21 protein-coding genes and 4 pseudogenes are annotated in these 22,015 nt (G+C 43.0%); 22 read left to right on the top strand and 3 right to left on the bottom strand.

What is annotated here, in order from left to right; translation table 11 throughout:
* Positions 1-441: 441 nt before the first annotated feature.
* From KNO73_RS04585 to KNO73_RS04555, 7 genes are all read left to right on the top strand, one after another.
* On the top strand, positions 442-900 hold the full coding sequence (locus KNO73_RS04585; RefSeq protein WP_214730660.1) for a CopY/TcrY family copper transport repressor: 459 nt from the start codon (positions 442-444) through the stop codon (positions 898-900).
* 38 nt (positions 901-938) lie between these two features.
* A complete protein-coding gene (locus KNO73_RS04580; RefSeq protein ID WP_353047965.1) occupies positions 939-1,160 on the top strand; it encodes a cation transporter in 222 nt (73 codons plus the stop codon).
* An 18-nt stretch (positions 1,161-1,178) separates the two neighbouring features.
* On the top strand, positions 1,179-3,638 hold the full coding sequence (locus tag KNO73_RS04575) for a heavy metal translocating P-type ATPase (protein ID WP_215112144.1): 2,460 nt from the start codon (positions 1,179-1,181) through the stop codon (positions 3,636-3,638).
* Positions 3,639-3,652: 14 nt separating this feature from the next.
* Positions 3,653-3,928 carry a glutaredoxin family protein gene (locus KNO73_RS04570; RefSeq protein ID WP_029595503.1) on the top strand — a complete coding sequence of 92 codons (276 nt, stop codon included), beginning with the start codon at positions 3,653-3,655 and terminating at the stop codon, positions 3,926-3,928.
* Between the two features lie 142 nt (positions 3,929-4,070).
* On the top strand, positions 4,071-4,313 hold the full coding sequence (locus tag KNO73_RS04565) for a heavy-metal-associated domain-containing protein (RefSeq protein ID WP_214686850.1): 243 nt from the start codon (positions 4,071-4,073) through the stop codon (positions 4,311-4,313).
* A gap of 50 nt (positions 4,314-4,363) precedes the next feature.
* Positions 4,364-5,041 (top strand): hypothetical protein, encoded by a 678-nt coding sequence (locus KNO73_RS04560; RefSeq protein ID WP_236355812.1) that lies wholly within the window; start codon positions 4,364-4,366, stop codon positions 5,039-5,041.
* 127 nt (positions 5,042-5,168) lie between these two features.
* Positions 5,169-6,542, top strand: coding sequence for an MATE family efflux transporter (locus tag KNO73_RS04555; RefSeq protein WP_251024848.1), 1,374 nt, complete (start codon positions 5,169-5,171; stop codon positions 6,540-6,542).
* A 227-nt stretch (positions 6,543-6,769) separates the two neighbouring features.
* On the opposite strand, the gene KNO73_RS14985 is transcribed toward KNO73_RS04555, so the two are convergent.
* Positions 6,770-6,997 carry a PRD domain-containing protein gene (locus KNO73_RS14985; protein WP_270810937.1) on the bottom strand — a complete coding sequence of 76 codons (228 nt, stop codon included), beginning with the start codon at positions 6,995-6,997 and terminating at the stop codon, positions 6,770-6,772.
* Positions 6,998-7,057: 60 nt separating this feature from the next.
* On the opposite strand from KNO73_RS14985, the gene KNO73_RS04545 reads away from it, so the two are divergent.
* Positions 7,058-7,285, top strand: a complete 228-nt coding sequence (locus KNO73_RS04545) for an Lrp/AsnC ligand binding domain-containing protein (RefSeq protein WP_214686849.1) — start codon at positions 7,058-7,060, stop codon at positions 7,283-7,285.
* A 342-nt stretch (positions 7,286-7,627) separates the two neighbouring features.
* On the opposite strand, the pseudogene KNO73_RS15165 reads toward KNO73_RS04545, so the two are convergent.
* A pseudogene (locus KNO73_RS15165) lies at positions 7,628-7,808 on the bottom strand (DHH family phosphoesterase); the annotation flags it as partial.
* A gap of 475 nt (positions 7,809-8,283) precedes the next feature.
* Here KNO73_RS15165 and KNO73_RS04535 point away from each other — a divergent pair.
* From KNO73_RS04535 to KNO73_RS04505, 7 genes and pseudogenes are all read left to right on the top strand, one after another.
* Complete coding sequence (locus KNO73_RS04535; RefSeq protein ID WP_068869109.1) at positions 8,284-8,904, top strand: hypothetical protein; 621 nt, start codon at positions 8,284-8,286, stop codon at positions 8,902-8,904.
* A gap of 620 nt (positions 8,905-9,524) precedes the next feature.
* On the top strand, positions 9,525-9,923 hold the full coding sequence (gene merR1, locus KNO73_RS04530) for a mercury resistance transcriptional regulator MerR1 (RefSeq protein WP_034781979.1): 399 nt from the start codon (positions 9,525-9,527) through the stop codon (positions 9,921-9,923).
* Between the two features lie 53 nt (positions 9,924-9,976).
* A pseudogene (locus KNO73_RS15125) lies at positions 9,977-10,210 on the top strand (hypothetical protein); the annotation flags it as partial.
* Positions 10,180-10,509, top strand: a complete 330-nt coding sequence (merT, locus tag KNO73_RS04520) for a mercuric transport protein MerT (RefSeq protein WP_251024847.1) — start codon at positions 10,180-10,182, stop codon at positions 10,507-10,509. The pseudogene KNO73_RS15125 and the gene merT, both read left to right, overlap by 31 nt.
* Positions 10,510-10,525: 16 nt before the next feature.
* Positions 10,526-10,906, top strand: a complete 381-nt coding sequence (gene merP / locus KNO73_RS04515; RefSeq protein WP_058765831.1) for a mercury resistance system substrate-binding protein MerP — start codon at positions 10,526-10,528, stop codon at positions 10,904-10,906.
* 16 nt (positions 10,907-10,922) lie between these two features.
* Positions 10,923-12,563 (top strand): mercury(II) reductase, encoded by a 1,641-nt coding sequence (gene merA, locus KNO73_RS04510; RefSeq protein WP_034781970.1) that lies wholly within the window; start codon positions 10,923-10,925, stop codon positions 12,561-12,563.
* Positions 12,564-12,942: 379 nt separating this feature from the next.
* Positions 12,943-14,291: pseudogene (locus KNO73_RS04505) on the top strand (dihydrolipoyl dehydrogenase family protein).
* Positions 14,292-14,774: 483 nt separating this feature from the next.
* Here KNO73_RS04505 and KNO73_RS04500 read toward each other — a convergent pair.
* Positions 14,775-15,053 (bottom strand): DUF1905 domain-containing protein, encoded by a 279-nt coding sequence (locus KNO73_RS04500; RefSeq protein WP_029336155.1) that lies wholly within the window; start codon positions 15,051-15,053, stop codon positions 14,775-14,777.
* Between the two features lie 380 nt (positions 15,054-15,433).
* Here KNO73_RS04500 and KNO73_RS04495 point away from each other — a divergent pair, with 380 nt between their 5' ends.
* The 7 genes and pseudogenes from KNO73_RS04495 (at position 15,434) to KNO73_RS04465 (ending at position 22,009) form a co-directional block, all read left to right on the top strand.
* On the top strand, positions 15,434-15,550 hold the full coding sequence (locus tag KNO73_RS04495; protein ID WP_081828354.1) for a CAT RNA binding domain-containing protein: 117 nt from the start codon (positions 15,434-15,436) through the stop codon (positions 15,548-15,550).
* The gene (locus KNO73_RS04490; RefSeq protein ID WP_052090305.1) at positions 15,547-15,852 is read left to right on the top strand and encodes a PRD domain-containing protein; all 306 of its coding nucleotides are present in this window, start codon (positions 15,547-15,549) and stop codon (positions 15,850-15,852) included. Before KNO73_RS04495 ends, KNO73_RS04490 begins: the two co-directional genes overlap by 4 nt.
* 17 nt (positions 15,853-15,869) lie before the next feature.
* Positions 15,870-16,034, top strand: a complete 165-nt coding sequence (locus KNO73_RS04485; RefSeq protein ID WP_215112141.1) for a hypothetical protein — start codon at positions 15,870-15,872, stop codon at positions 16,032-16,034.
* 993 nt (positions 16,035-17,027) lie between these two features.
* Entirely contained in the window at positions 17,028-17,396 is a 369-nt protein-coding gene (gene cadC / locus KNO73_RS04480) for a Cd(II)-sensing metalloregulatory transcriptional repressor CadC (RefSeq protein WP_003322301.1), read from the top strand.
* Entirely contained in the window at positions 17,389-19,560 is a 2,172-nt protein-coding gene (locus KNO73_RS04475; protein ID WP_215112140.1) for a heavy metal translocating P-type ATPase, read from the top strand. The genes cadC and KNO73_RS04475 overlap by 8 nt, the downstream gene beginning before the upstream one ends.
* Before the next feature lie 216 nt (positions 19,561-19,776).
* A pseudogene (gene lpdA / locus KNO73_RS04470) lies at positions 19,777-21,185 on the top strand (dihydrolipoyl dehydrogenase).
* 5 nt (positions 21,186-21,190) lie between these two features.
* Positions 21,191-22,009, top strand: coding sequence for a ZIP family metal transporter (locus KNO73_RS04465; RefSeq protein ID WP_251024846.1), 819 nt, complete (start codon positions 21,191-21,193; stop codon positions 22,007-22,009).
* The last annotated feature ends 6 nt before the right edge of the window (positions 22,010-22,015 follow it).

The raw sequence follows: 22,015 nt of genomic DNA, 5'->3' as shown, positions 1-22,015 counted from the left end.
TCTATATTCAGATTAATTGGATGAGAGCTTTTTTGGGAGTTCAAACATTGAATGGAACTTGTAGTGTAAGAAGGGATACATTTCGTCGTCGAAATGTATCCCTTCTTACACTTTTTCATTAACCAAGGTGCCTCCATACGAAAATAGCAATCGAATTATCAAGTTGATTGTAGGAACTCAGCAACAAAACCTTAAAGGCAGCACCTACTTTGTTTTATTACATCCTACTTTTTTGATTTTAAGAAATAGGAGAGTTCGATTGAGCCACAGCACCCGAGCCCTCTGTAGAGGCATTGAAGAGTTTTCTAGACAAGAATATAGCCAATGACGACTGAATATCGAACCCGAAAACATAATGGTTGACAGCAAACGTTTACGATTGTAAACTAAAAACAAATAAAACGTTTACGATTGTAAACTTAAAATTTGGAGGTTGGACAAATGGCTGAACATGTCGAAAAACAAATAACGGATTCAGAATGGGAAGTCATGCGTGTCGTTTGGGCCCAAAAGCACGTGACCAGTAAAGAAATCATCGAGGTATTGGAAAAGAAGATGAGCTGGAAGCCTGCGACGACGAAGACATTCATAGGGAGGCTCGTGAAAAAAGGGATGCTCTCAACCGAGGCCGAGGGGAATAAATTCATCTACTCTGCCAACATCGTTGAAGGCGACGTCATCAGAGAGACGTTACATGATCTACTCGATCATATCTGTGACAGGGATGTCGGGAACACCATCGGAACGATGATCACACAAGCGACACTAAGTGTACAGGATATCGAGAATCTCAAAAAAATCCTTGAGATGAAGGAAGGTGAAGCGGTGGAAAACATTCCATGTACTTGTACCCCAGGTCAATGCAGATGTCAGGACCATTCCTGTGGATCCAGACATTGAGTTTGAAATGACGTCATGAATGTGTTGAATAGGAGGAGATTCAAGATGAAAAAACGATTTTAACGATTAAAGGTATGTCGTGCGCTCATTGTGTCAACAAAGTCGAGTCAGCACTTGAAGGTCTGAATGGGATTGAAAGTGCGAAGGTCAACTTGAAGAAAGGCATCGCAAAAGTGAAGTACGACGAATCACGACTAGGTGTGAATGAATTTAAAGAAGTTGTGGGCGAGGTCGGATACGAAGTCGAATCGGCCCAATAAAAATGGAGGTAAGACGATATGGAGAGTAAGACATTTGCAGTGGAAGGGATGACCTGTGCGTCCTGCGTTCAGACAGTTGAAAAAGCAACCCAAAAATTGCCTGGCGTAGTGACCTCCAACGTCAACCTGGCGACAGGGAAATTGAGCATTCATTACGATGAGACGAAAATCTCGCCGCTAGATATTCAGACGACCGTCGAGAAGGCTGGCTACAAGGCCTCAACTGAGACCGAGCAAAGATCATTTGTCATCACAGGGATGACTTGTGCCTCATGTGTGCAGACGATTGAGAAGGCCACGAGGAAAATGGTGGGTGTGACTGAGTCGAATGTGAACTTGTCGACAGAAAAATTAGTCATTCGATATGATCCTCAGCTGGTGACTGTATCAGATGTCATCCGAGTGGTGGCAAACGCCGGATATGAGGCAAGAGAAGACCAAGAATCAGCGGATAGTCAAGATACCGAGAAAGAAAAGAAACTGAAAAAAATTCAATCGATGTGGAACCGATTTGTAGGGTCGGCGATTTTCACGATTCCATTACTCTATGTGGCGATGGGGCATGTGATCGGCCTACCCCTACCGATGGCATTGCATCCAACGATGAACCCAGAATTGTTCGCTGTCTTGCAGCTCATGATGACCATCCCAGTGATGTTATTCGGATGGAAATTCTTCTCCGTCGGATTTAAGACATTGTTCCGAGGGCATCCGAATATGGATTCACTTGTCGCACTAGGGACGAGCGCAGCCTTCTTCTATAGCGTCGGTGCTACCATGGCTATCCTCTCAGGTTATGAGGGATACGTGAATAGCCTCTACTATGAGACAGCCGCAGTCATTCTCACGCTGATCACATTAGGTAAATATCTTGAAGTCCGGACGATGGGTAAAACATCCGAAGCGATTGAAAAATTGATGGGACTGGCACCTAAGACGGCAAAGGTCGTCCGCAACGGACAAGAGTTAGAAGTATCAATCGACGAAGTCATCGTCGGCGACACGATTATCGTAAAGCCTGGTGAGAAGATTCCGGTGGATGGCGTGGTTCTATCAGGTAATACGTCTGTAGACGAATCCATGCTGACCGGTGAAAGTATCCCTGTTGAAAAAAATGTGGGTGCTCAAGTCATCGGTGCCAGCATCAACAAGAACGGGATCATCCAATACCGAGCCACGAAAGTCGGTAAGGATACGGCGCTATCTCAAATCATCAAATTGGTCGAGGATGCACAGGGCTCTCGAGCTCCTATCGCAAAACTGGCCGATATCATCTCCGGATACTTTGTACCGATTGTCATCGTCGTCGCGATCCTTTCAGGAATTGCATGGTATTTAGGCGGTCAGACCGGCCTCTTCGCCTTGACGATCACGATTTCAGTACTGGTCATCGCCTGCCCTTGTGCACTAGGTTTGGCCACACCAACAGCAATCATGGTGGGTACGGGCAAAGGTGCTGAGAATGGTGTGTTGATCAAGAGTGGCGGCGCCTTGGAGACGACCCATAAAGTCCAGACGATCGTGTTCGACAAGACAGGGACGATCACTGAAGGAAAACCGAAAGTGACAGATATCGTGACAGTGAATGGACATCAAGAAGATGAGTTGTTACGCTTGACCGCTTCCGCTGAAAAAGGGTCTGAACATCCATTGGGCGAAGCAATCGTAAGAGCGGCAGAGGACAGAATGATGCGTGTCATGGATATCGATCGTTTTGAAGCCATCCCAGGGCACGGGATCGAAGTACTGATCGACGGAAAAGTCTTGCTTGCCGGAAACAGAAAATTGATGAAAGACCGCGGCATCTCACTGGATGTCCTTGAAGGCGCTTCAGACAAACTCGCACACCAAGGCAAGACGCCGATGTATATCGCGATTGACCAACAAATCGCAGGGATCATCGCTGTCGCAGACACCGTCAAAGAAAACAGTCGTAAAGCCATTCAGAAACTTCAACGAATGGGTATCGAAGTAGCCATGATCACCGGAGACAACAAAGGTACGGCCATGGCGATTGCGAGACAGGTCGGGATCGATCGGGTACTGAGTGAAGTGTTACCTGAAGACAAAGCGAACGAAGTGAAGAAGTTACAGGCCGAAGGGAAGAAGGTCGCAATGGTCGGTGATGGAATCAATGACGCACCAGCCTTGGCCCAAGCAGACATCGGAATCGCGATCGGTTCGGGTACTGACGTTGCGATCGAATCTGCAGACATCGTCTTGATGCGAAGCGATTTGATGGATGTACCTACAGCTGTCGAATTGAGCAAGTCAACCATCCGCAATATTAAACAGAACCTGTTTTGGGCATTTGCCTATAATGTCATGGGTATCCCGTTTGCGATGGGGATTGTTTATCTTCTTGGTGGGCCCTTATTGAACCCGATACTTGCTGGAGCGGCCATGAGTTTAAGCTCAGTCTCGGTCCTGGTGAACGCACTCCGTTTGAAACGATTTAAGCCTTCGATGATCAAATAAAAGGAGGAATTGGGATGGATAGAGATCTACAGCTCGAACTTTACACGCGTCCGACGTGTTCAGATTGTCAGGATGCCAAAAAATACTTAAAAACAATCTCAGTCTCTTATGTGAACAAAGATGTGGGTGTGAACCTTGACCTTGAACAAGAAATGGTAGCGATATCAGGAAATCGAATCGTACCACTGTTTGTCTTCTACAAAAAAGGGATGCTCAGAAAGAGAAAAGTAGTGAAGTACTTTGTTGGCTTCGAGAACAACAAAGAGGAGATTCTAACATTGCTACGATAAGCAACGATAGCTCACTCTCAGAACCTGTTGAAAGCGTGTCGCGCAATGAGGGACACGAACATAAGGTGGCGAGGGTGTAAAAAAATCGATACTTTTACACCCTACCCATGTATGGTAATTAAATAATCAGGAGGAACATATAATGAAAAAATCAACATTTCAGGTAGCGAATATGTCTTGTGGATCTTGTATCAATAAGATTGAAGGACACGTTGGAAAGTTAGCGGGTATTGAATCAGTGAAGGTCAATCTTTCGGCGGGAGAGGTGGACGTGACGTTCGATGAAAGCCAACTCACACTTTCTGAGATTGAAACCGCAATTCAAGAGAATGGCTACGAGGTAACGGAGGCGACCGTTAAAATCGGCTGTTCTTGCTGCAAGTAATGGAGGTCGAGTGACGGTGCGATCAAGGACTACACAAAGGAGTGTTAAACGTGAAAGACCATGGACATCATCATATGAAGAACTTGACGGGAAATGAAGTGTCTGTAGAGGCTAAATATGAATTCGGGAAAATCAGTATCGAGTTAAAGGATCAACATCAGCAAGCCCCGGAACTCGAAGTCAGCCATGAAAAGGAATTCCATTTGATTCTCGTGAACGAAGACCTAACTGAGTACCGACACCTCCATCCGTTTAAAAAGGGTGAGGGTCGATTCGAGCACCCCGTCCAACTTGAGGCAGGGGCGTATAAACTCTTCGTGGATATTCAGCCTAAGGGACTGGCATATCAAGTGAAGCCGGTTCACTTACAGATTGATCATCAGTCCTCTTCCTCTATCGAATCGTCACTTAAAGTGGATGAGCGTCTGACGAAAACGATCGAAGGTCATACCGTCGAGCTGTCGATTGACTCTTTAAAAGCGCATGTCCCGACTGTCTTCAGCTATGACACCAAAGAAAGTAACCCGGAGCCATACCTTGGAGCACTTGGTCATGTCGTCATCTTGGATGAAGCCGGAGAACAGTTTATCCATGTGCATCCTTCTTCTCATGATACGACGGAATTTGAGACGGTCTTCCATAAACCTGGCCTATACAAGGTCTGGGCCGAATTCCAGTTCCATGGGACTGTGCACACCTATCCTTTCGTCATTCGTGTCTCAGATTGACCATGAGCGACCCATGGTTCCTCGTTGGGTCGCTTTCCTGTAATCGTTGTAAGCATAATTTTCGAAGGAGAGGACTCAGATGATAGAAAGTGAGCGGCTGGACACTCATGGTGATCGAAAAACCAAGATGAAATTCATCCTTCTACTCGCGTTACCAGCGATTGCCGAGAATTTTTTCCAAACGTTGCTCGGATTTGTCGATACGCTGTTCGTCTCAAGAATCGGCCTAGCAGAAGTGTCAGCGGTAGGAGTGACGAATGCCATCCTCGCCATCTACTTTGCTGTCTTTATGGCAATCGGTGTGGCAGTAAACGTTTATGTCGCCAATAACTTAGGCTCAGAACGAATCGAGCGCGCGAGACATATCGCGCAGCAGGCCATCGTCCTATCTGTCGTGGTCGGGGTGACCTTTGGGGTCGTGACGCTATTTTTCGCTGAGCCTCTCCTGAGGTTGATGGGGGTGGAGAATGACGTTTTAGAAGCTGGTAGCACCTACTTCAAAATTGTCGGGATCCCATCGATCGTGATGGCATTGATGTTTGTGCTCAGTAGTATCTTACGAGGTGCGGGAGATACAAAATCACCGATGAAGGTAAGCATCGTCATCAATGTCGTCAATATTGTGCTCGACTATATGTTGATTTTCGGTTTTTGGATCATCCCCGAACTTGGTCTCGTCGGAGCGGCACTCGCGACCGTCATCGCCCGGCTCGTCGGGACGCTCTTATTGATGAACTATATTCGTAAGACGGAAGTGATCGCCTTCAGGAAAGATTTCTGGAGACCGGATCTCGAACACCAGTTGGAGCTCGTGAACCTTGGAAGCCCGGCGGCTATCGAGCGATTGGTCATGAGAGCCGGACAGATCGTGTATTTCGGATTCATCGTGGTACTCGGGACGAACACCTTCGCCGCGCATCAAATTGCAGGGAATCTAGAGGTGTTCTCTTATATGTTGGCATATGGTTTCGCGACAGCAGCAACCATTCTCGTCGGTCGCAACATCGGAGCGGGAGACCACGAGACCGCCAAAGAATATGCCAGATTGAGCACGTTCATGGCGATGGGCTTCATGTCCTTATTCGGGGTCGTCTTATTCTTCTTCGGAGGATGGGCAGGTTCACTTTTCACCGACGATCCCCAAGTCATCAAAGACATCGATGTCGCGTTAAAAATAGCAGCGGTCTTCCAGCCTTTCCTAGCAGTTGTCCTTGTATTGACCGGTGGATTCCAAGGAGCAAACAATACGAAGTTTCCAATGTATCTGACCACGATCGGTATGTGGGTGATCCGGACTGGGGCAGTATATGTATTGGCGATTCAGATGCAGATGGGCATTGCAGGAGTGTGGATCGCCATCGGTCTAGACATCGTCTTTAAGGCGATCGTCCTTTGGATTCAATTCAGCCGAGGGCGTTGGATTGTAGTGGAATCCGAACCGCAGAAGCCCTGTCATCCCAAAACTAAGCATGAAGACGTGCGATGTATAAATAATTATTAACACTTGACTGAAATTGTAGGAAAGAGCAAAGTTGTTCTTTCCTTTTATCTTTTCTGAAAAAGTTATTAAAGGAGCCCGTCACGCCGATCTAAAGAAATCGAATCAGTGGTGAAAAACACACATATGTCATGCGGCCTATAGCTGCTCGATTATAAAAAATGGATATTTTTTTGTTCAGTATAGAAAAAACCTGGTCTTCGTCAAAAAGAACCAGGTAATTAAGAAAGTTATTGTTTATTCAAATCCATATTAGTTGTCAGTCGATGAATATGAACGGCTAGATAAGCTAGTTCCTCATTAGGAATTGTCACACCGTGCAACTGTTTAAGGTAGTCCCGTACTTTGAATGAACCATTCATGGCCTTTGGGTAGATGTTCGCAATCTGTTCAAATAGTTGATCGGATTCTTCATTCAATATTTTTCCAGCATAAAAGCGTTCAGCGAAATATTTCACATGTGTGATGAATCATGAATAACGAATATCTTCTTCATCGGTTTCAATATTGTAAGCATTATGAAAACGTCCAATCATGAGAAGTTTATTCAATTTCTAAACGAGCGCCAAGAAGTAGTGGAAGCCCATCGTGTATCAGGAGAAGGATGTTACCACCTAAAAATAAAAGTGACATCTCAGGAAGAACTGAATCTCTTTCTAAATTCGATTCTTGAATACGGGAATTATACGCTTTACTTGTCTATCAACGAAATCAAGCGGCGTCTCTCGCCAATAAAAGACGTATAAAATATATCGCTAGCTGTACAAAAGTTGATAGAGACAGTTAAACACCTTAGAAAAATCATTTAATTCTATGAAAAAGCTCAAATTCTTGTGAACTGCCCCATAACAATTGGACATAAAAAAATCTAACTTTGGGCTAACCTAAATTTTTGAGACAATATAAAAACACCTTCGCAGTGGTCCACTTTAAAAAAGTGCTGGCATCGGAGGTGTTTTTGCGTGGGCAAAAACGTATATTCAAGTGAAGTGAAGTGAAGTGAAGTGAAGTGAAGTGGGCAGTGGTGAGAGACAAACTAAGTTGTGAGTTGACGACTAGAGAGATTATGGAGAAACACGGAATCAAAATTTTGTCGTGTTTCGGCTGATATTCGATCAATTCGGTCACGAGTTCTGCTGTAGAAGAAGCATATGGCTCCAAATAGACAAGTAGCGTATTGTCGATAAATTCTACATCTCGGCGGTGATAATCGAACAGTACCACTTTTTCGGCTCTTTGTAACAGACGTTCGTCAATCACAATACTCGGTACTGGTTTGCGGAATGAAAATAAATCTGTCATCAAATGCTTGGAATTTTACCAAGTGATCACTCATGGGAAATCTGCTTCAATAAACAGGGTGATATTATTACCAAATGTAAAAAATTTGATTTCTGTCACGTATATACGTTCGGTATTACTACAATATATGGAAATATAAAAGGAAAAAAGTCACGTGGAGTACCTGGACAAGTTGAATCTGAATCGTAAATCCAAAACAAATCTAGTTTACATATCATGTGTTTTATCGGAAGTTGTATGAACACAAAATGGAGAAAAGCGGCCAATCAAAGCGTCTCTTTTCTCCAGTTTTTTCGTCAAGGTATATTTACGAGCAGATTTATTCTGACATAAAAAAAGATAAGAGATATTAGAAAATTCTGATATAATATTAAAAGGGAGAAATATCCCTGCTAATTTATGTAAGTTAGGCTTAGGAAACAATACGGAGGAGGACATTCAGATGATGGAAGAAAAGCGCATGCCGCCTGAAGCAGCCATATTTGGAACAGCAAACGGCGTATTTTTCATGGCGATATTCGGCACATTATGGGCATACACTGGCATTATGGGTTTGCAATGGCCGGGAGGAACGCAAACAGCATTGCTTATCATTGCACTATTAATCGGAATCGCTTTGTGCACAACGGGCTTTCTGCTGCTGCGATCGGGAAGGAAGTTTTCTGGCACCAGCGCTGGTTCAAAGTCCGGAAAAAAACAGCGCAATGCATTTAATCTTATTTTCGCTGCTGAAGGGATTGCCATCGCAATTGCCATCTTTGTTTGTAACGCGACACAAATTACGCAACTCATTCCAATTATCGTGGCGTTGATTGTTGGTGTGCACTTTTTCCCATTGGCTTCACTTTTCGGCGTTCGTGTTTATCATCTGACGGGGGGACTGATTTGTGCAATCGCTCTCGTCGCCTGGATTTTTATTCCGGAGAGAATTTCGATTGGCGGATATGAAGCAAATGCATACATGACGGTAGTTGGCCTGGGGTCTGCACTGGTCCTATGGCTCACGTCTTTGCAGATTGTCCGTATCGGCAGGGGAATTGTTCAGAATGCAGAAGCACGTTAATTCGAACAAAATTGGAGTTAAGAGATGGAGCCCGAAAAGCTTCTTCTCTATATTGATAAGCTCTTTTCTATGTATGAATTGTACTAAATCCAGTTACATATAATTGCTTATCTGAAGGAAAGAAGTGATGGAATAAGCTTCTTTCCTTTCGTTCGTGTAAGTGTACTTTTACGAACGCTTTTATTTCCACTACTATTAAACTTCGTTCAGACTATACGAGTGTAAAAAGAAATCTCTGAACTTATGGAAGAAATCGGATATTCACCTTTTTCTACAGGTCTTCTCTAATCGCCTCTTTCATCTATTAAGAAGCTCATTCTTTTGAAATAAATATACTTCCCATAACAATCGGTTATTAGAAGAAAAAAAGAAGATGGCCGAGAGACATTTTCTCTTCCTTTATTTTTTTATACATCGACCATTTAGGTCCACTTTGTTGAAGAATTAAAATTAAAAAGAATCAATATACTTGACCTTGTACCGTGGTACAGGGTTTATTCTGTATAAATCGAGGAAAATCCTGCACATAACTTTGCAACTCAAAAGAGACAGGAATGTAATCAAGCAAGTATAGATCCTGTACTCGACTAGAGGGGAATATGACAAGTGAGGTGAGAGGCATGCAAATGCGTATCGGAGAACTGGCTGACAAATGCGGTGTGAACAAGGAGACCATTCGATATTATGAACGTCTCGGCTTATTTCCAGAGCCTGATCGCACTGAAAAAGGCTACCGGATGTACGGTTTGGAAACGGTTGATCGATTGAATTTCATTAAACGGATGCAGGAACTAGGATTTACTCTACAGGAGATTGATAAATTGCTTGGAGTCGTCGATCGCGATGAAGCAAAGTGTCGGGATATGTATGATTTTACTGTGCTCAAGATAGAAGACATTCAACGGAAAATTGAAGATTTGCAGCGAATTGAACGGATGTTAAGTGATCTTAAAGAAAGGTGTCCCGAAAACAAGGATATCTACGAATGCCCCATTATTGAAACACTGATGAAGAAATAAGAAGTGAAACGGAATGAAAAACACATTGAAAAAGTTCAGGCTGGTTTTTTGTCGCATTAATCACATGTCCCTGCCACTTGGTTTTACTCCTTCCCTTGTTTGCAGGAACTGCACTGGGGTCGTACTTCATGGAATTTAAAGATGTTATTTTCATCTTGATGAGTTTGCTATTCATTTTTGCTCTTTTCAAGGGCTGGCGAAAAATTGATCCAGAATCAAAACAGAAAACAAAGAAAGAAAGCGCGCCGATACATGATTGCTGCAGCTTGAAGAGGATAAAATCATGAAGGAAAAAGTGCCGCAGTTAGCTGCTGTATTCTCGGCTTTTGCTATGGCTGCCTGTTGCCTAGGTCCGCTGATTTTTCTTCCCCTTGGACTGACAGGTCTTGCAGGAGCATTAGCCTTCTATTCATTAAAATACCGGTTGTTGTTTAGCGTCTTAACGCTTTTTCTCCTTGCTTACTCCTTTTATAAGGTGTATGGAAGAAAAGGGAAAAGGAAAAGTTCGGTCATTGGTTTATGGATTACGTCGTTTCTTGTTTTCGGCATGTTTCTGTTTTTATTCATAGTCGAGGGCGGAATATAAAAGAGAAGGAATTTATATGAAAAAACAGCTAATTGGGATTATGATGGTCGTATCTCTTTTGTTGGTGATCAGTGCTTGCAGTAACGGGCAAGAAGTTCAACAACCGCCAACGGAAGAATCGGGGAGTAAAGTGGAAATGGGTGTTGCGGCCGCACAGAAAGGTGGAAACGCGGAAGTGGCAACCGAAGGGACAGGTGTATTCATGGTTACGGCTTTTATGGATTGCTGCCCGCCATCTGTCGTGGAAGATGCCATTGCCGAAGTAGAAGGTGCCGGTAAAACGGATATTCAAGTTGACGGAAGCACGGCGGAAGTGACAGTCACTTTTGATGAGACGAAAACCAGTTTGAATACCATTAAGACGGCGGTTGCAGACATAGGGCTACCCGTCGAATAAAAGGAGGAATTTTCACATGAAAAAAGTTCACGTAAACGTTCAGGGAATGACCTGCACAAGTTGTGAAGAACATGTTGCGGCTGCTCTTGCGAATGCAGGAGCAAAAGGAATTGAAGTCGATTACCGCCGCAAACAAGCGACGTTTGAAATCGCTGAAGGGAAACTGGAGAAGGCGAAACAGGCAATCGACGAGTCGGGGTATCAAGCGGGGGAAGCGACGGTGGAAGCCGAAGAAAACGAGTTTGTTTCAAACAATTCGTCCCTTGATTATGACTTGCTGATTATCGGTTCGGGTGGAGCTGCCTTTTCAGCTGCCATCAAAGCCGTTGAAAAAGGGGCAAAAGTGGCGGTCGTCGAACGGGACATTGTTGGCGGCACGTGCGTCAACATTGGCTGCGTTCCTTCCAAAACGATGCTTCGTGCGGGGGAAATCAATCACTTGGCCAGCAACAACCCATTTGTCGGTTTGAAGACAAACGCCGGACCGGTTGATCTAGCTGCGTTGACCGGGCAAAAAGACGAGCTTGTCGACGGGATGAGACAGCAAAAATACATCGGTCTGATTGAGGAATACGGATTTGAGCTAATCCGCGGAGAAGCCGCTTTTAGGGACGAAAAAACAGTCGAAGTGAATGGGCAGGCCTATACCGCAGCGAAATTTTTGATTTCGACAGGGGCAGCCCCGTCCATTCCGGATATTCCGGGACTTAGCGAAGTAGACTATTTAACAAGTACCACCGCTTTGGAGGTAACAGAAGTGCCGAAAAAATTGGCCGTTATCGGTTCAGGTTACATTGCGATGGAACTGGGCCAGCTGTTTCATAACTTAGGGTCCGATGTGACGATGATGCAGCGGAGTGAACGGCTGCTGAAAGAATACGATCCGGAAATCTCGGAAGCCGCCGATGAAGCCTTAACCAAGCATGGCCTAAAATTCGTCAAGGGAGTCACCTACAAGAAGGTCGAACAGAGCGGTGATATGAAAAAAATTCATATTGAAGTGAACGGTCAGGAACAGGTAATTGAAGCGGATCAAGTGCTGGTTGCCACTGGAAGACGGCCGAATACGGATTCCCTCCATTTAGAGAAGGCCGGGGTTGAGATTGGCCCGCGAGGGGAAGTAGCGGTCAATGATTATCTGCAGACCAGCAACGCCGACATCTATGCAGCGGGAGATGTGACCTTAGGCCCGCAGTTTGTCTATGTGGCTGCTTATGAAGGTGGGATTGTAGTTGAGAACGCACTGGGTTCGGCAAATAAGAAAGTAGATTTGCGGTTTGTTCCGGGCGTGACGTTTACTACCCCAGCCATTGCAACAGTCGGGCTGACGGAACAACAAGCCCGGAATAAAGGGTACGAAGTGATAACTTCCGTGCTGCCGCTTGAAAACGTGCCAAGAGCTCTAGTGAACCGTGAAACAAGCGGTGTCTTTAAACTGGTGGTCGATCAGCAAACAAGAAAAATTCTCGGGGCACATGTCGTGGCTGAAAATGCGGGAGAGGTAATTTACGGAGCCACACTGGCCGTACAGTTCGGCTTGACCGCAGAAGATCTGAAAAATACGATGGCCCCATACCTGACAATGGCTGAAGGATTGAAACTGGCCGCCATCACGTTGGACAAGGATGTCAGCAAACTGTCTTGCTGTGCCGGCTAACGAATCGGCCAGGATAATATCGCCAGCAAAGAGATAAGGGATAGGTCTCTTAATGAAAAATGAGACAGAAAGAAATCAGCTGAGAAAATAACTGAAATTCAATCGAAAGAAGATTGGAATAACAGGGGCTTAAGGACAAATCGCATTTGATTTGTCCCTTTTGTTTTGAGAGGCTTATTATTTTAGCCAGTTGGGCAGAAAAAATGACACATGTAAAGCCATCTCCGTTCTGAAAGGTTTTCAGGTGAAAGGAAAACAAACTGAACCATGAACAAGGTACATGGTTTTTGACAGGACGGGCGGTGGAATAGTAGGACTAGCACTATAGAAGGGAAAAAGGAAAAGCGATTTCTTTTTTTACATGGAGAGGATGAGAGAAATGGAAGAAGAATTCGATTTGATTGTCATTGGAACCGGTTCAGGTGGGTCCGTTGCAGCTTCTAAGTGCAATAACGCGGGATGGAAAGTCGCAATAATTGATTCACGGCCTTTCGGCGGCACCTGTGCACGGAGGGGATGCGATCCGAAAAAAGTGCTGGTGGGAGCTGCTGAAATGATTGACGGCATCGACAGAATGAAAGGAAACGGCATCACCTCCGGTTCCAGCATCAATTGGCCGGAATTGATGGCTTTTAAACGCACCTTTACTGAACCGTGCCGGATAACCGAGTGGAGAACTTTCAAAAAGCAGGGATTCACACTTTTCATGGGCGAGCTTCCTTTTTGAATGAAGAGAAAATTCAAGTAGGCGAAGATGTCTTAACCGGAAAGCATATTCTGATTGCGAATGGAGCCAAACCGGCCCCATTGCCTATTGAAGGGACGGAACATCTCACGTATAGCGACGAATTCCTGGAATTGGATGAGCTTCCAGCGAAAATGGTGTTTATCGGCGGCGGATACATCTCATTTGAGTTTGCCCATATCGCTGCCCGGGCAGGGTCAGAAGTGCATATCATCCACCGGGGAGATCGCCCACTTGAGCAATTTGATTCTGAACTGGTCGGGTTGCTGATGGAGAAATCGAAAGAGATTGGTATTCATCTGCATCTCAATACGGAGGTAAATTCGATTGAAAAGAAGGGTTCCTCTTACATCGTAAACGGGTCGAATAACGGCCAGCCGGTTCACTGGGAAGGCGACCTGGTTCTACATGGCGCAGGACGAATGCCTGACCTAGAAGATATGCAGCTGGAAAAAGGCAATGTGGAACGCGAAAAAAGAGGCGTTTCCGTCAATGAATACCTTCAAAGCAGCAGCAACCCAAGAGTATACGCAGCCGGGGATGCAGCAGCAACAGCGGGCCTTCCGTTAACCCCGATTGCATCGATGGAGTCGCATGTGGTGGCATCGAATCTGCTCAAAGGAAATCACCGGTCGCCTAATTACAAAGTGATGCCGACAGTAGTTTTCACACTGCCAAAACTGGCTTCTGTAGGATTATCCGAAGAACAGGCGAGGGAAAAAGGTCATCAAATCAAAGTGAATAAAATTGATACATCAGACTGGTACACTTACAAGCGCACTAACGAAAAATATGCGATGGTGAAAGTCATTGTTGATGAACAAACCGACAAAATACTGGGTGCCCATTTGATCAGCCAGGAAGCAGATGAATTAATCAATCATTTTGCGACAGCTATACAATTTGATTTGGCGACAAAGGACCTTAAGCAGATGATTTATGCCTATCCAACGGCGGCTTCCGATCTAGGGTATATGCTATAAGATAATGAATTAGGCAAAAGAATAAAATAAAGACAAACTTTAAATGGGTCAGTATGAATTATTAAGGAATCCATTTTACTATAATCTCAAGCAGCGCCTAATTTACGTTATGTTACGTGAAAATTCTTTGATATGAAGAGAGAAGAGGTAGTTCGAAGCATATCTTCTCCCATTTTTGTTTGTATAAGTGTACTTTTACGAACGGCTTTTATGAAGCTAGTGAAGAGCAGTTAAGGGTTTTAACGGCAGTGTTATAAACAAAAAGCACAACCAGCTGCAGATGTTCAATGAAAATCTTTAACGAGGTGCTGGAGAAATAAGCGTCCTCCAGGTTCTTTCCCCTAAATAAATGATGTCACGAAAGATTATATCGGTTCAGTAAACCCTATAAATAGGATAAAAACATAAGATTAACCGTCAGAGGAGGGATTTTCGGATTTTTTGTCTAACCTAGGAATTCAATCTACTTATCTGTTTAGTCAGCTAATCATGCAGATATAAAGTGACCATCACCATATCCCCACCACTTTTACCAATCGCATCTCTGATTTCATGATTGATGGAGATAATCTTGTCTTCATTTTTTCTTGGAGCTAAATTAATGTTTTTTATTTCAAAATCATCAATGGTCCCAGATACTTTTAGGTATCCCCATTTCCCTTTAATACCGGCTGTTCCAGGAAGTCTAATGTGATATGTCCATGCTCCAAATCCCTTTTTGTATTGTAATTCGAGTTTCTGATTGTCGATTATTTTAATCATTATAAGTCATCTCATTTCTCATTAAGTTTATCAAGAATCAAGAGCTAGCGGTATCTGTCGCTGCTGAAAATCGCATTTTATCCTGAAAGATGGACATGGAAAGCGGAAGTTTCATTAGGCAGCCACATTCAAACGAGTGCTTAACATGCATGCTTAAACTGTGCATAAAACAGGGCTCAATTCAGATAAATTGATCAAAACGTCGAACTACGAAAAAAGTCGTTGATAGCGCTTTCGGTCACATGCTATCTTGTAGTCGATGGAACGTAATTGTTTATTCAGGCATAACCTAAGAGCTTGCACACGTTTTTCTGAGTGTACCGCTTTTTTTAGGTTATGCCTTTTTGTGTGGACAAACACCTAAAAGAGAGGGATCTAATATGAAAGTTGTGAAAGTTTTTAACAATAATGTCGTTTTGATTGAAAATGATAATAATGTTGAAGAAATAGTGACTGGAAGTGGCATTGGTTCGGTATTCGAGAGGGAGACACCTTGAGAGATGTCAAAATCACACAAAAGTTTGTACTAGAACAACAGGCATCTGTGCATGAGCTGGAAGCACTTCTACAACGAATCGATGTGAAGGACATCGAATTGGCCGGCGATATTCTCCAATTTTATGAAACTGAAGTAGGGAATACGGTCAACAACATGGCTCTCCTTGGACTAGGTGATCACATTAATTTTGCGGTCGAACATGCGCGAAAAGGGATGAACTTCCGTTCTGCGTTAGAGTGGGAAATTAAGCAGTTGTATGCGAAAGAGTACTCGGTCGCATCGGCGGAGATGAGTTCGTGATCCTTTAGCCTTATCCTTTGGACTTCAAGAAAGCGACATTTAAATACGAGCTCTCAATCGGAGATGTGCCGGTGACGCTCGATGCTTCAATTGGAGAAGCTGCTTATCCGACAGACGGGGACTCACTAGAGACACTGATTTTGGTCGCAGATGATGCGATGTACATACAACAATATACATGATTGAGTCACGACATGCCATGACTCGACAACAAAAGAGAGTGTACACGTTTCGACGTCGAAATGTATACACTCTTTTATATATCCATCAAAGTGGAGTCGAATCGATTGTCTAGAAAGCACTCTGTCCCTTTAGAAATATACACATCTCAAAGTATTGTCGTCGCTTTTGATTATATATGACCATATATCATTTTTTTGTATACAAAAATCTAGATTGATCAGGAGAGGTAATTATCGAGATTAGGCGGTACGAGCGTAAGGTTAAGAAGGGCTCGATAAACTCATCAAGGACTCTTCCAACAACCGGGACTCTTCTAACAGTTCTTTTAACGTATTGCTATATGGGTTCAATGAGATTTGAGTATGTCCGATACCTCCAAAACTGAACGAACATTGCATCAACACACCCAGGAATGTGTACTCGTGTAAAACAATACGAATTCCGGGTCGTCGCTTAGCCTCGCCAAGAGAGCAGCCTCACGTTTTTGAGGGGGAAGTTGTTGAAAGACTGGATCACCGATCGATTGATAATAGGGTCACAAGCGTAAAGTGTAGTAAATTTAGGTTCGAGAGCAGCTGCGTGGTCATAGATGAGTTTAAAATGTCGAAGATCATTGTCATTCACTTGTGACAGAAGATGCAAGAAGAAAGTGGAATCATACGAATATTTTTGTGACTATGGATATGACGAGATTAGCGAAGCCACATATAACGAATTATGCAACTAATTATTTTTCGTTCGTCTATACAGTAATTTAAAAGTTGATAAAAAGATGAGTTTCTGGACATTAGAAACAAATAAAAAGGGCTTGGAATAGCCCTTTTATCATAATGTGAAAAAACGAACAAAATTATCTGTTTAACCTTCGTTAACGGGAATTACTATTAGAAAAATCATTTTATGTTTTTCATTCAAATATTCACTTGAATATTAACCAAGGAAAGGTATATACTATATTCAAGTTAACACTTGAATATCAATGGGGTGATAATGTGAATAAGAAAGATACTTGTGAAATTTTTTGTTATGACGAGGAAAAGGTCAATCGAATACAAGGTGATTTAAAAACAATCGATATTGTTAGTGTTGCCCAAATGTTAAAAGCAATTGCGGATGAAAATAGGGCAAAGATTACCTATGCTTTGTGTCAAGATGAAGAGTTATGTGTGTGTGATATAGCAAATATTATTGGTATTACGGTGGCAAATGCTTCTCATCATTTAAGGACCCTTCATAAACAGGGGATTGTAAGATATAGAAAAGAAGGAAAACTAGCGTTTTATTCGTTAGACGATGAACATATTAGACAAATAATGATGATTGTACTAGAACATAAGAAAGAAGTGAATGTCAATGTCTGATCAAAAGGCAATAACATCTGAACAAGAAATGAAGGCCTATCGTGTACAAGGTTTTACTTGCGCAAACTGCGCGGGTAAATTCGAAAAAAATGTAAAACAGCTATCTGGAGTTGAGGATGCAAAAGTAAATTTTGGTGCATCTAAAATTGTTGTTTATGGTAATGCAACGATAGAAGAACTAGAAAAAGCAGGTGCATTTGAGAATCTCAAAGTGACACCTGAAAAATCTGCTCGCCAAGCATCACAAGAGGTAAAAGAAGATACGAAAGAAGATAAAGTGCCGTTTTATAAAAAGCATAGTACTCTACTTTATGCTTCCTTATTGATTGCCTTTGGTTATCTTTCCTCGTATGTGAATGGAGAAGAGAACATTGTTACTACCTTATTGTTTTTAGCATCCATGTTTATCGGAGGATTATCACTTTTTAAAGTTGGTTTGCAAAACTTACTACGTTTTGAATTTGATATGAAAACCCTTATGACAGTGGCTGTTATAGGTGGCGCTATCATTGGGGAATGGGGAGAAGTGGCCATTGTTGTCATTCTCTTTGCGATTAGTGAAGCTCTTGAACAATTCTCTATGGATAAAGCAAGACAATCGATTCGTTCATTAATGGATATTGCACCAAAAGAGGCACTCGTTAGACGAAATGGGCAAGAAATGATGATCCATGTGGATGACATTGCCATTGGTGATATTATGATCGTGAAACCCGGCCAGAAGATTGCCATGGACGGGACTGTAGTAAGCGGCTATTCGGCTGTTAACCAGGCGGCCATTACGGGCGAGTCTGTTCCTGTTGCGAAAACGGTTGATGATGAAGTGTTTGCAGGTACCTTAAATGAAGAAGGATTACTTGAAGTAGAAATAACGAAACTTGTAGAAGATACAACAATTTCTAAAATTATTCATCTTGTAGAGGAAGCACAAGGGGAACGTGCTCCTTCGCAAGCATTTGTTGATAAATTCGCAAAATATTACACACCGATTATTATGATCATTGCAGCATTAGTTGCTATAGTCCCTCCATTATTCTTTGATGGCAGTTGGGAAACATGGATTTATCAAGGATTAGCTGTTCTTGTTGTCGGCTGTCCTTGTGCGTTGGTTATATCGACTCCGATTTCCATTGTTTCAGCAATCGGGAATGCAGCGAAAAAGGGCGTTCTTATAAAAGGCGGTATTTATCTAGAAGAAATGGGTGCCTTAAAGGCCATTGCATTTGATAAAACGGGCACACTAACAAAAGGTGTCCCAGTGGTAACTGATTTTAATGTGTTGAACAAGCAGGCAAATGAAAAAGAATTGCTGTCCATCATTACTGCATTAGAATATCGTTCCCAGCATCCTCTTGCTTCAGCCATCATGAAAAAAGCAGAAGCGGAGAACATTAATTATTCTGACGTACAGGTAGAGGATTTCTCTTCTATCACAGGAAAGGGTATAAAGGGTATCGTAAACGGGACGACTTATTACATCGGTAGCCCGAAACTCTTTAAGGAATTATTGACTAATGATTTCGATAAAGACTTAGAGCAAAATGTTACTACTCTTCAAAATCAAGGTAAGACAGCCATGATTATTGGAACCGAAAAAGAAATACTTGCTGTGATTGCGGTAGCGGATGAAGTACGTGAATCAAGTAAAGACGTTATTCAGAAATTGCATCAACTTGGCATCAAAAAGACCATTATGCTTACAGGCGATAACCAAGGTACCGCGAATGCGATCGGCGGCCATGTTGGCGTATCGGATATTCAGGCAGAACTGATGCCAGAGGACAAATTAAACTATATTAAACAATTGAGATCCGAGTATGGCAACGTAGCAATGGTAGGAGATGGGGTCAATGATGCACCTGCATTGGCGGCCTCAACAGTTGGGATTGCAATGGGTGGAGCTGGTACAGATACAGCACTGGAAACGGCAGACGTTGCTTTAATGGGAGATGATTTAAGAAAACTTCCATTCACTGTGAAACTAAGCCGTAAATCCCTAAATATCATCAAAGCTAACATCACCTTTGCAATTGCCATTAAATTTATTGCCTTGCTATTGGTCATACCGGGCTGGTTAACACTTTGGATTGCCATCCTTTCAGACATGGGGGCAACTCTTCTGGTAGCGTTAAATAGTATGCGGCTTATGCGGGTCAAGGAATAAAAGGGAAAAGGGCTTTCTGGTTGTCTGGAAAGCCCTTTTTCTTACCATGTATAGAAATTTGGGGGTTAGTTACATTAAAAATGATTAAAAACGGGTATACGTTACAGGTTGGTTCACAGCAGTTTTAGGATTACATATTGCACGAAAACGGTTCTGTTTTTTCGTGAAAGACCGTTCGTTTATTTCATTCTGAAATCACCGGAGGAGGAAGCTAAAATGACAAAAGATGTCGATTTGTTAGTAATAGGAGCAGGATCTGGAGGTTATGTGGCGGCCATACGGGCGGCCCAGTTGGGGAAAAAAGTGGTTCTGGTAGATAAAGCAGAACTAGGGGGCGTTTGCCTTAACCGGGGGTGTATCCCATCAAAAGCTCTTATTAGTGCGTCTGAGCGGGTAAAACATATTCAACACGCCAGTGCAATGGGCATCAAGGTTTCTGGTGAAGTTCAAGTAGATATGCCGGAAGTAGTAAAGTGGAAAGACGGCATCGTGAATAAGTTAACCAGCGGGGTTAAGACCTTACTGAAAGGCAATGGAGTAGAGGTAATCAGTGGAGAAGCCTATCTTACTAAACCCTATACGGCTAAAATCAAAATGAATAACGAAGAACAAGTATATTCCTACAAAGATTTAATCCTTGCGATAGGATCTTTGCCTTTCGAACTAAAAAGTATGCCATTTGATAAAAAAGAATCATTTCTTCCACTGAGGCATTGGTGCTGCAGGAAGTACCAAAACATTTAGTTGTGGTAGGCGGTGGTTATATTGGTTTGGAGCTGGGCACTGCTTATGCCAAATTCGGATCAAAAGTGACCATTCTCGAAGGGTCCAACACGATTCTTCCAGGTACCGATCCTATGCTTACAAATGTGGTAAAACGGCATCTAAAAGAACTAGGTATCACAGTTGTAACCAATGCTCTGGTCCAAGGCGGAGAAAACACAGGGGATGAAGTAAAAGTTCGTGTACAGGTTGATGGCAAGGAAGAAGTGGTTAACGGAGATTATTGCTTAGTTTCTATAGGAAGAAAGCCGAACACAGGGAAAATTGGGTTGGAAAATATCGGAGTAGAATTAGACGAGCGTGGTTTTATTAAGATAAATGAGAAATGCCAGACAAACGTGGAGCATGTTTATGCAATAGGTGACTGTGCTGGCGGATACCTCCTTGCCCATAAAGCTAGCTACGAAGGAAAAGTAGCTGCAGAAGTGATTAGCGGACAAAACAGCATCATTGATTTTCAAGCCATGCCTTTTGTTATCTTCAGTGATCCTGAAGTTGCCTACACAGGATTAACAGAGAAAGAAGCAAAAGAACAGGGATACGAAACGGTTTCCAGCCGTTTTCCATTCCAAGCGAACGGAAGGGCATTATCTGTTTCAGATGCAGATGGCTTTGTGCAGATTGTAGCCGAGAAGAACAGCAAAAGGGTGTTAGGCGCACAGATGGTAGGACCAGAAGTATCGTCGCTTATTGCTGAAGCAGTTTTTGCCATTGAATCTGGAGCAACTGCCGAAGATCTAAGCCTTACAATCCATGCCCATCCAACGTTGCCTGAGCCATTGATGGAAGCGGCGGAAGGTGTGATGGGGCACGCCATTCACATGCTGAATAAAAAGAAATAATGTGAATGCAGCAGACCGGCACTTTTCATAAGTGCAGGTTAAACTTTTCATTTAATGGAGTGGGGGAATTAATGGACATTTTGTTTTACGTCCTAACTGCGGCTTTCGCAAATGTCCTGGGTGGCTTTGTGATCTTTCTTAAAAAAAATTGGTCTAGAAGGGGCTTAAATGGCTTAATGGCGCTGAGCGCCGGGATACTTTTCGCTATTGCGATTATGGATTTAATACCAGAAGCATTAGAAATTCAGGAATCCAGTGCCCTATATATTGTTATTGGATTTGGTTTGATCTTTTTGTTCCAGCAGTTTCTTGCACCCCATTTTCATTTCGGAGAAGAGACTCATAAACATTCTCATTCTCAAAGCACAACCTTTAGTGCTTTATTGGGCATGCTGGTTCACACGTTTTTTGATGGTGTCTCTATTGTAGCCAGTTTCAAAATAGACGAGAGAATAGGATTTGTTGTATTGATTGCTGTATTAATACATAAAATTCCGGATGGTTTAACGATTTCTTCCATCGTATTTGCAAGCTTTGAAAGCAAGAAGAAGGCGATAGGAGCATCTTTCTTATTGGGTCTATCAACGATAACAGGCGCGATCGCAGCCGTGTCTCTAACACAATTTTTTATGGTAGATAGCAGCATCCTCGCGATAGCTCTTTCCATTACAGCAGGAATATTTCTATACATATCTACCGTTGACTTGCTGCCTGTTGTTAGTGCCACTGAAGACAGAGTCGTTATTCTTTTCTTTTTTGTAGGGATATTGCTATATTTTGCTCTTCACTGGATAGGGGAGCTACTTCCCGTATATTTACACTAAGCAGGG

It is taken from the genome of Exiguobacterium sp. s83 (assembly GCF_018617095.1).
Lineage (GTDB): Bacteria > Bacillota > Bacilli > Exiguobacteriales > Exiguobacteriaceae > Exiguobacterium > Exiguobacterium profundum.
This window is presented reverse-complemented; position numbering and strand designations above follow the sequence as displayed.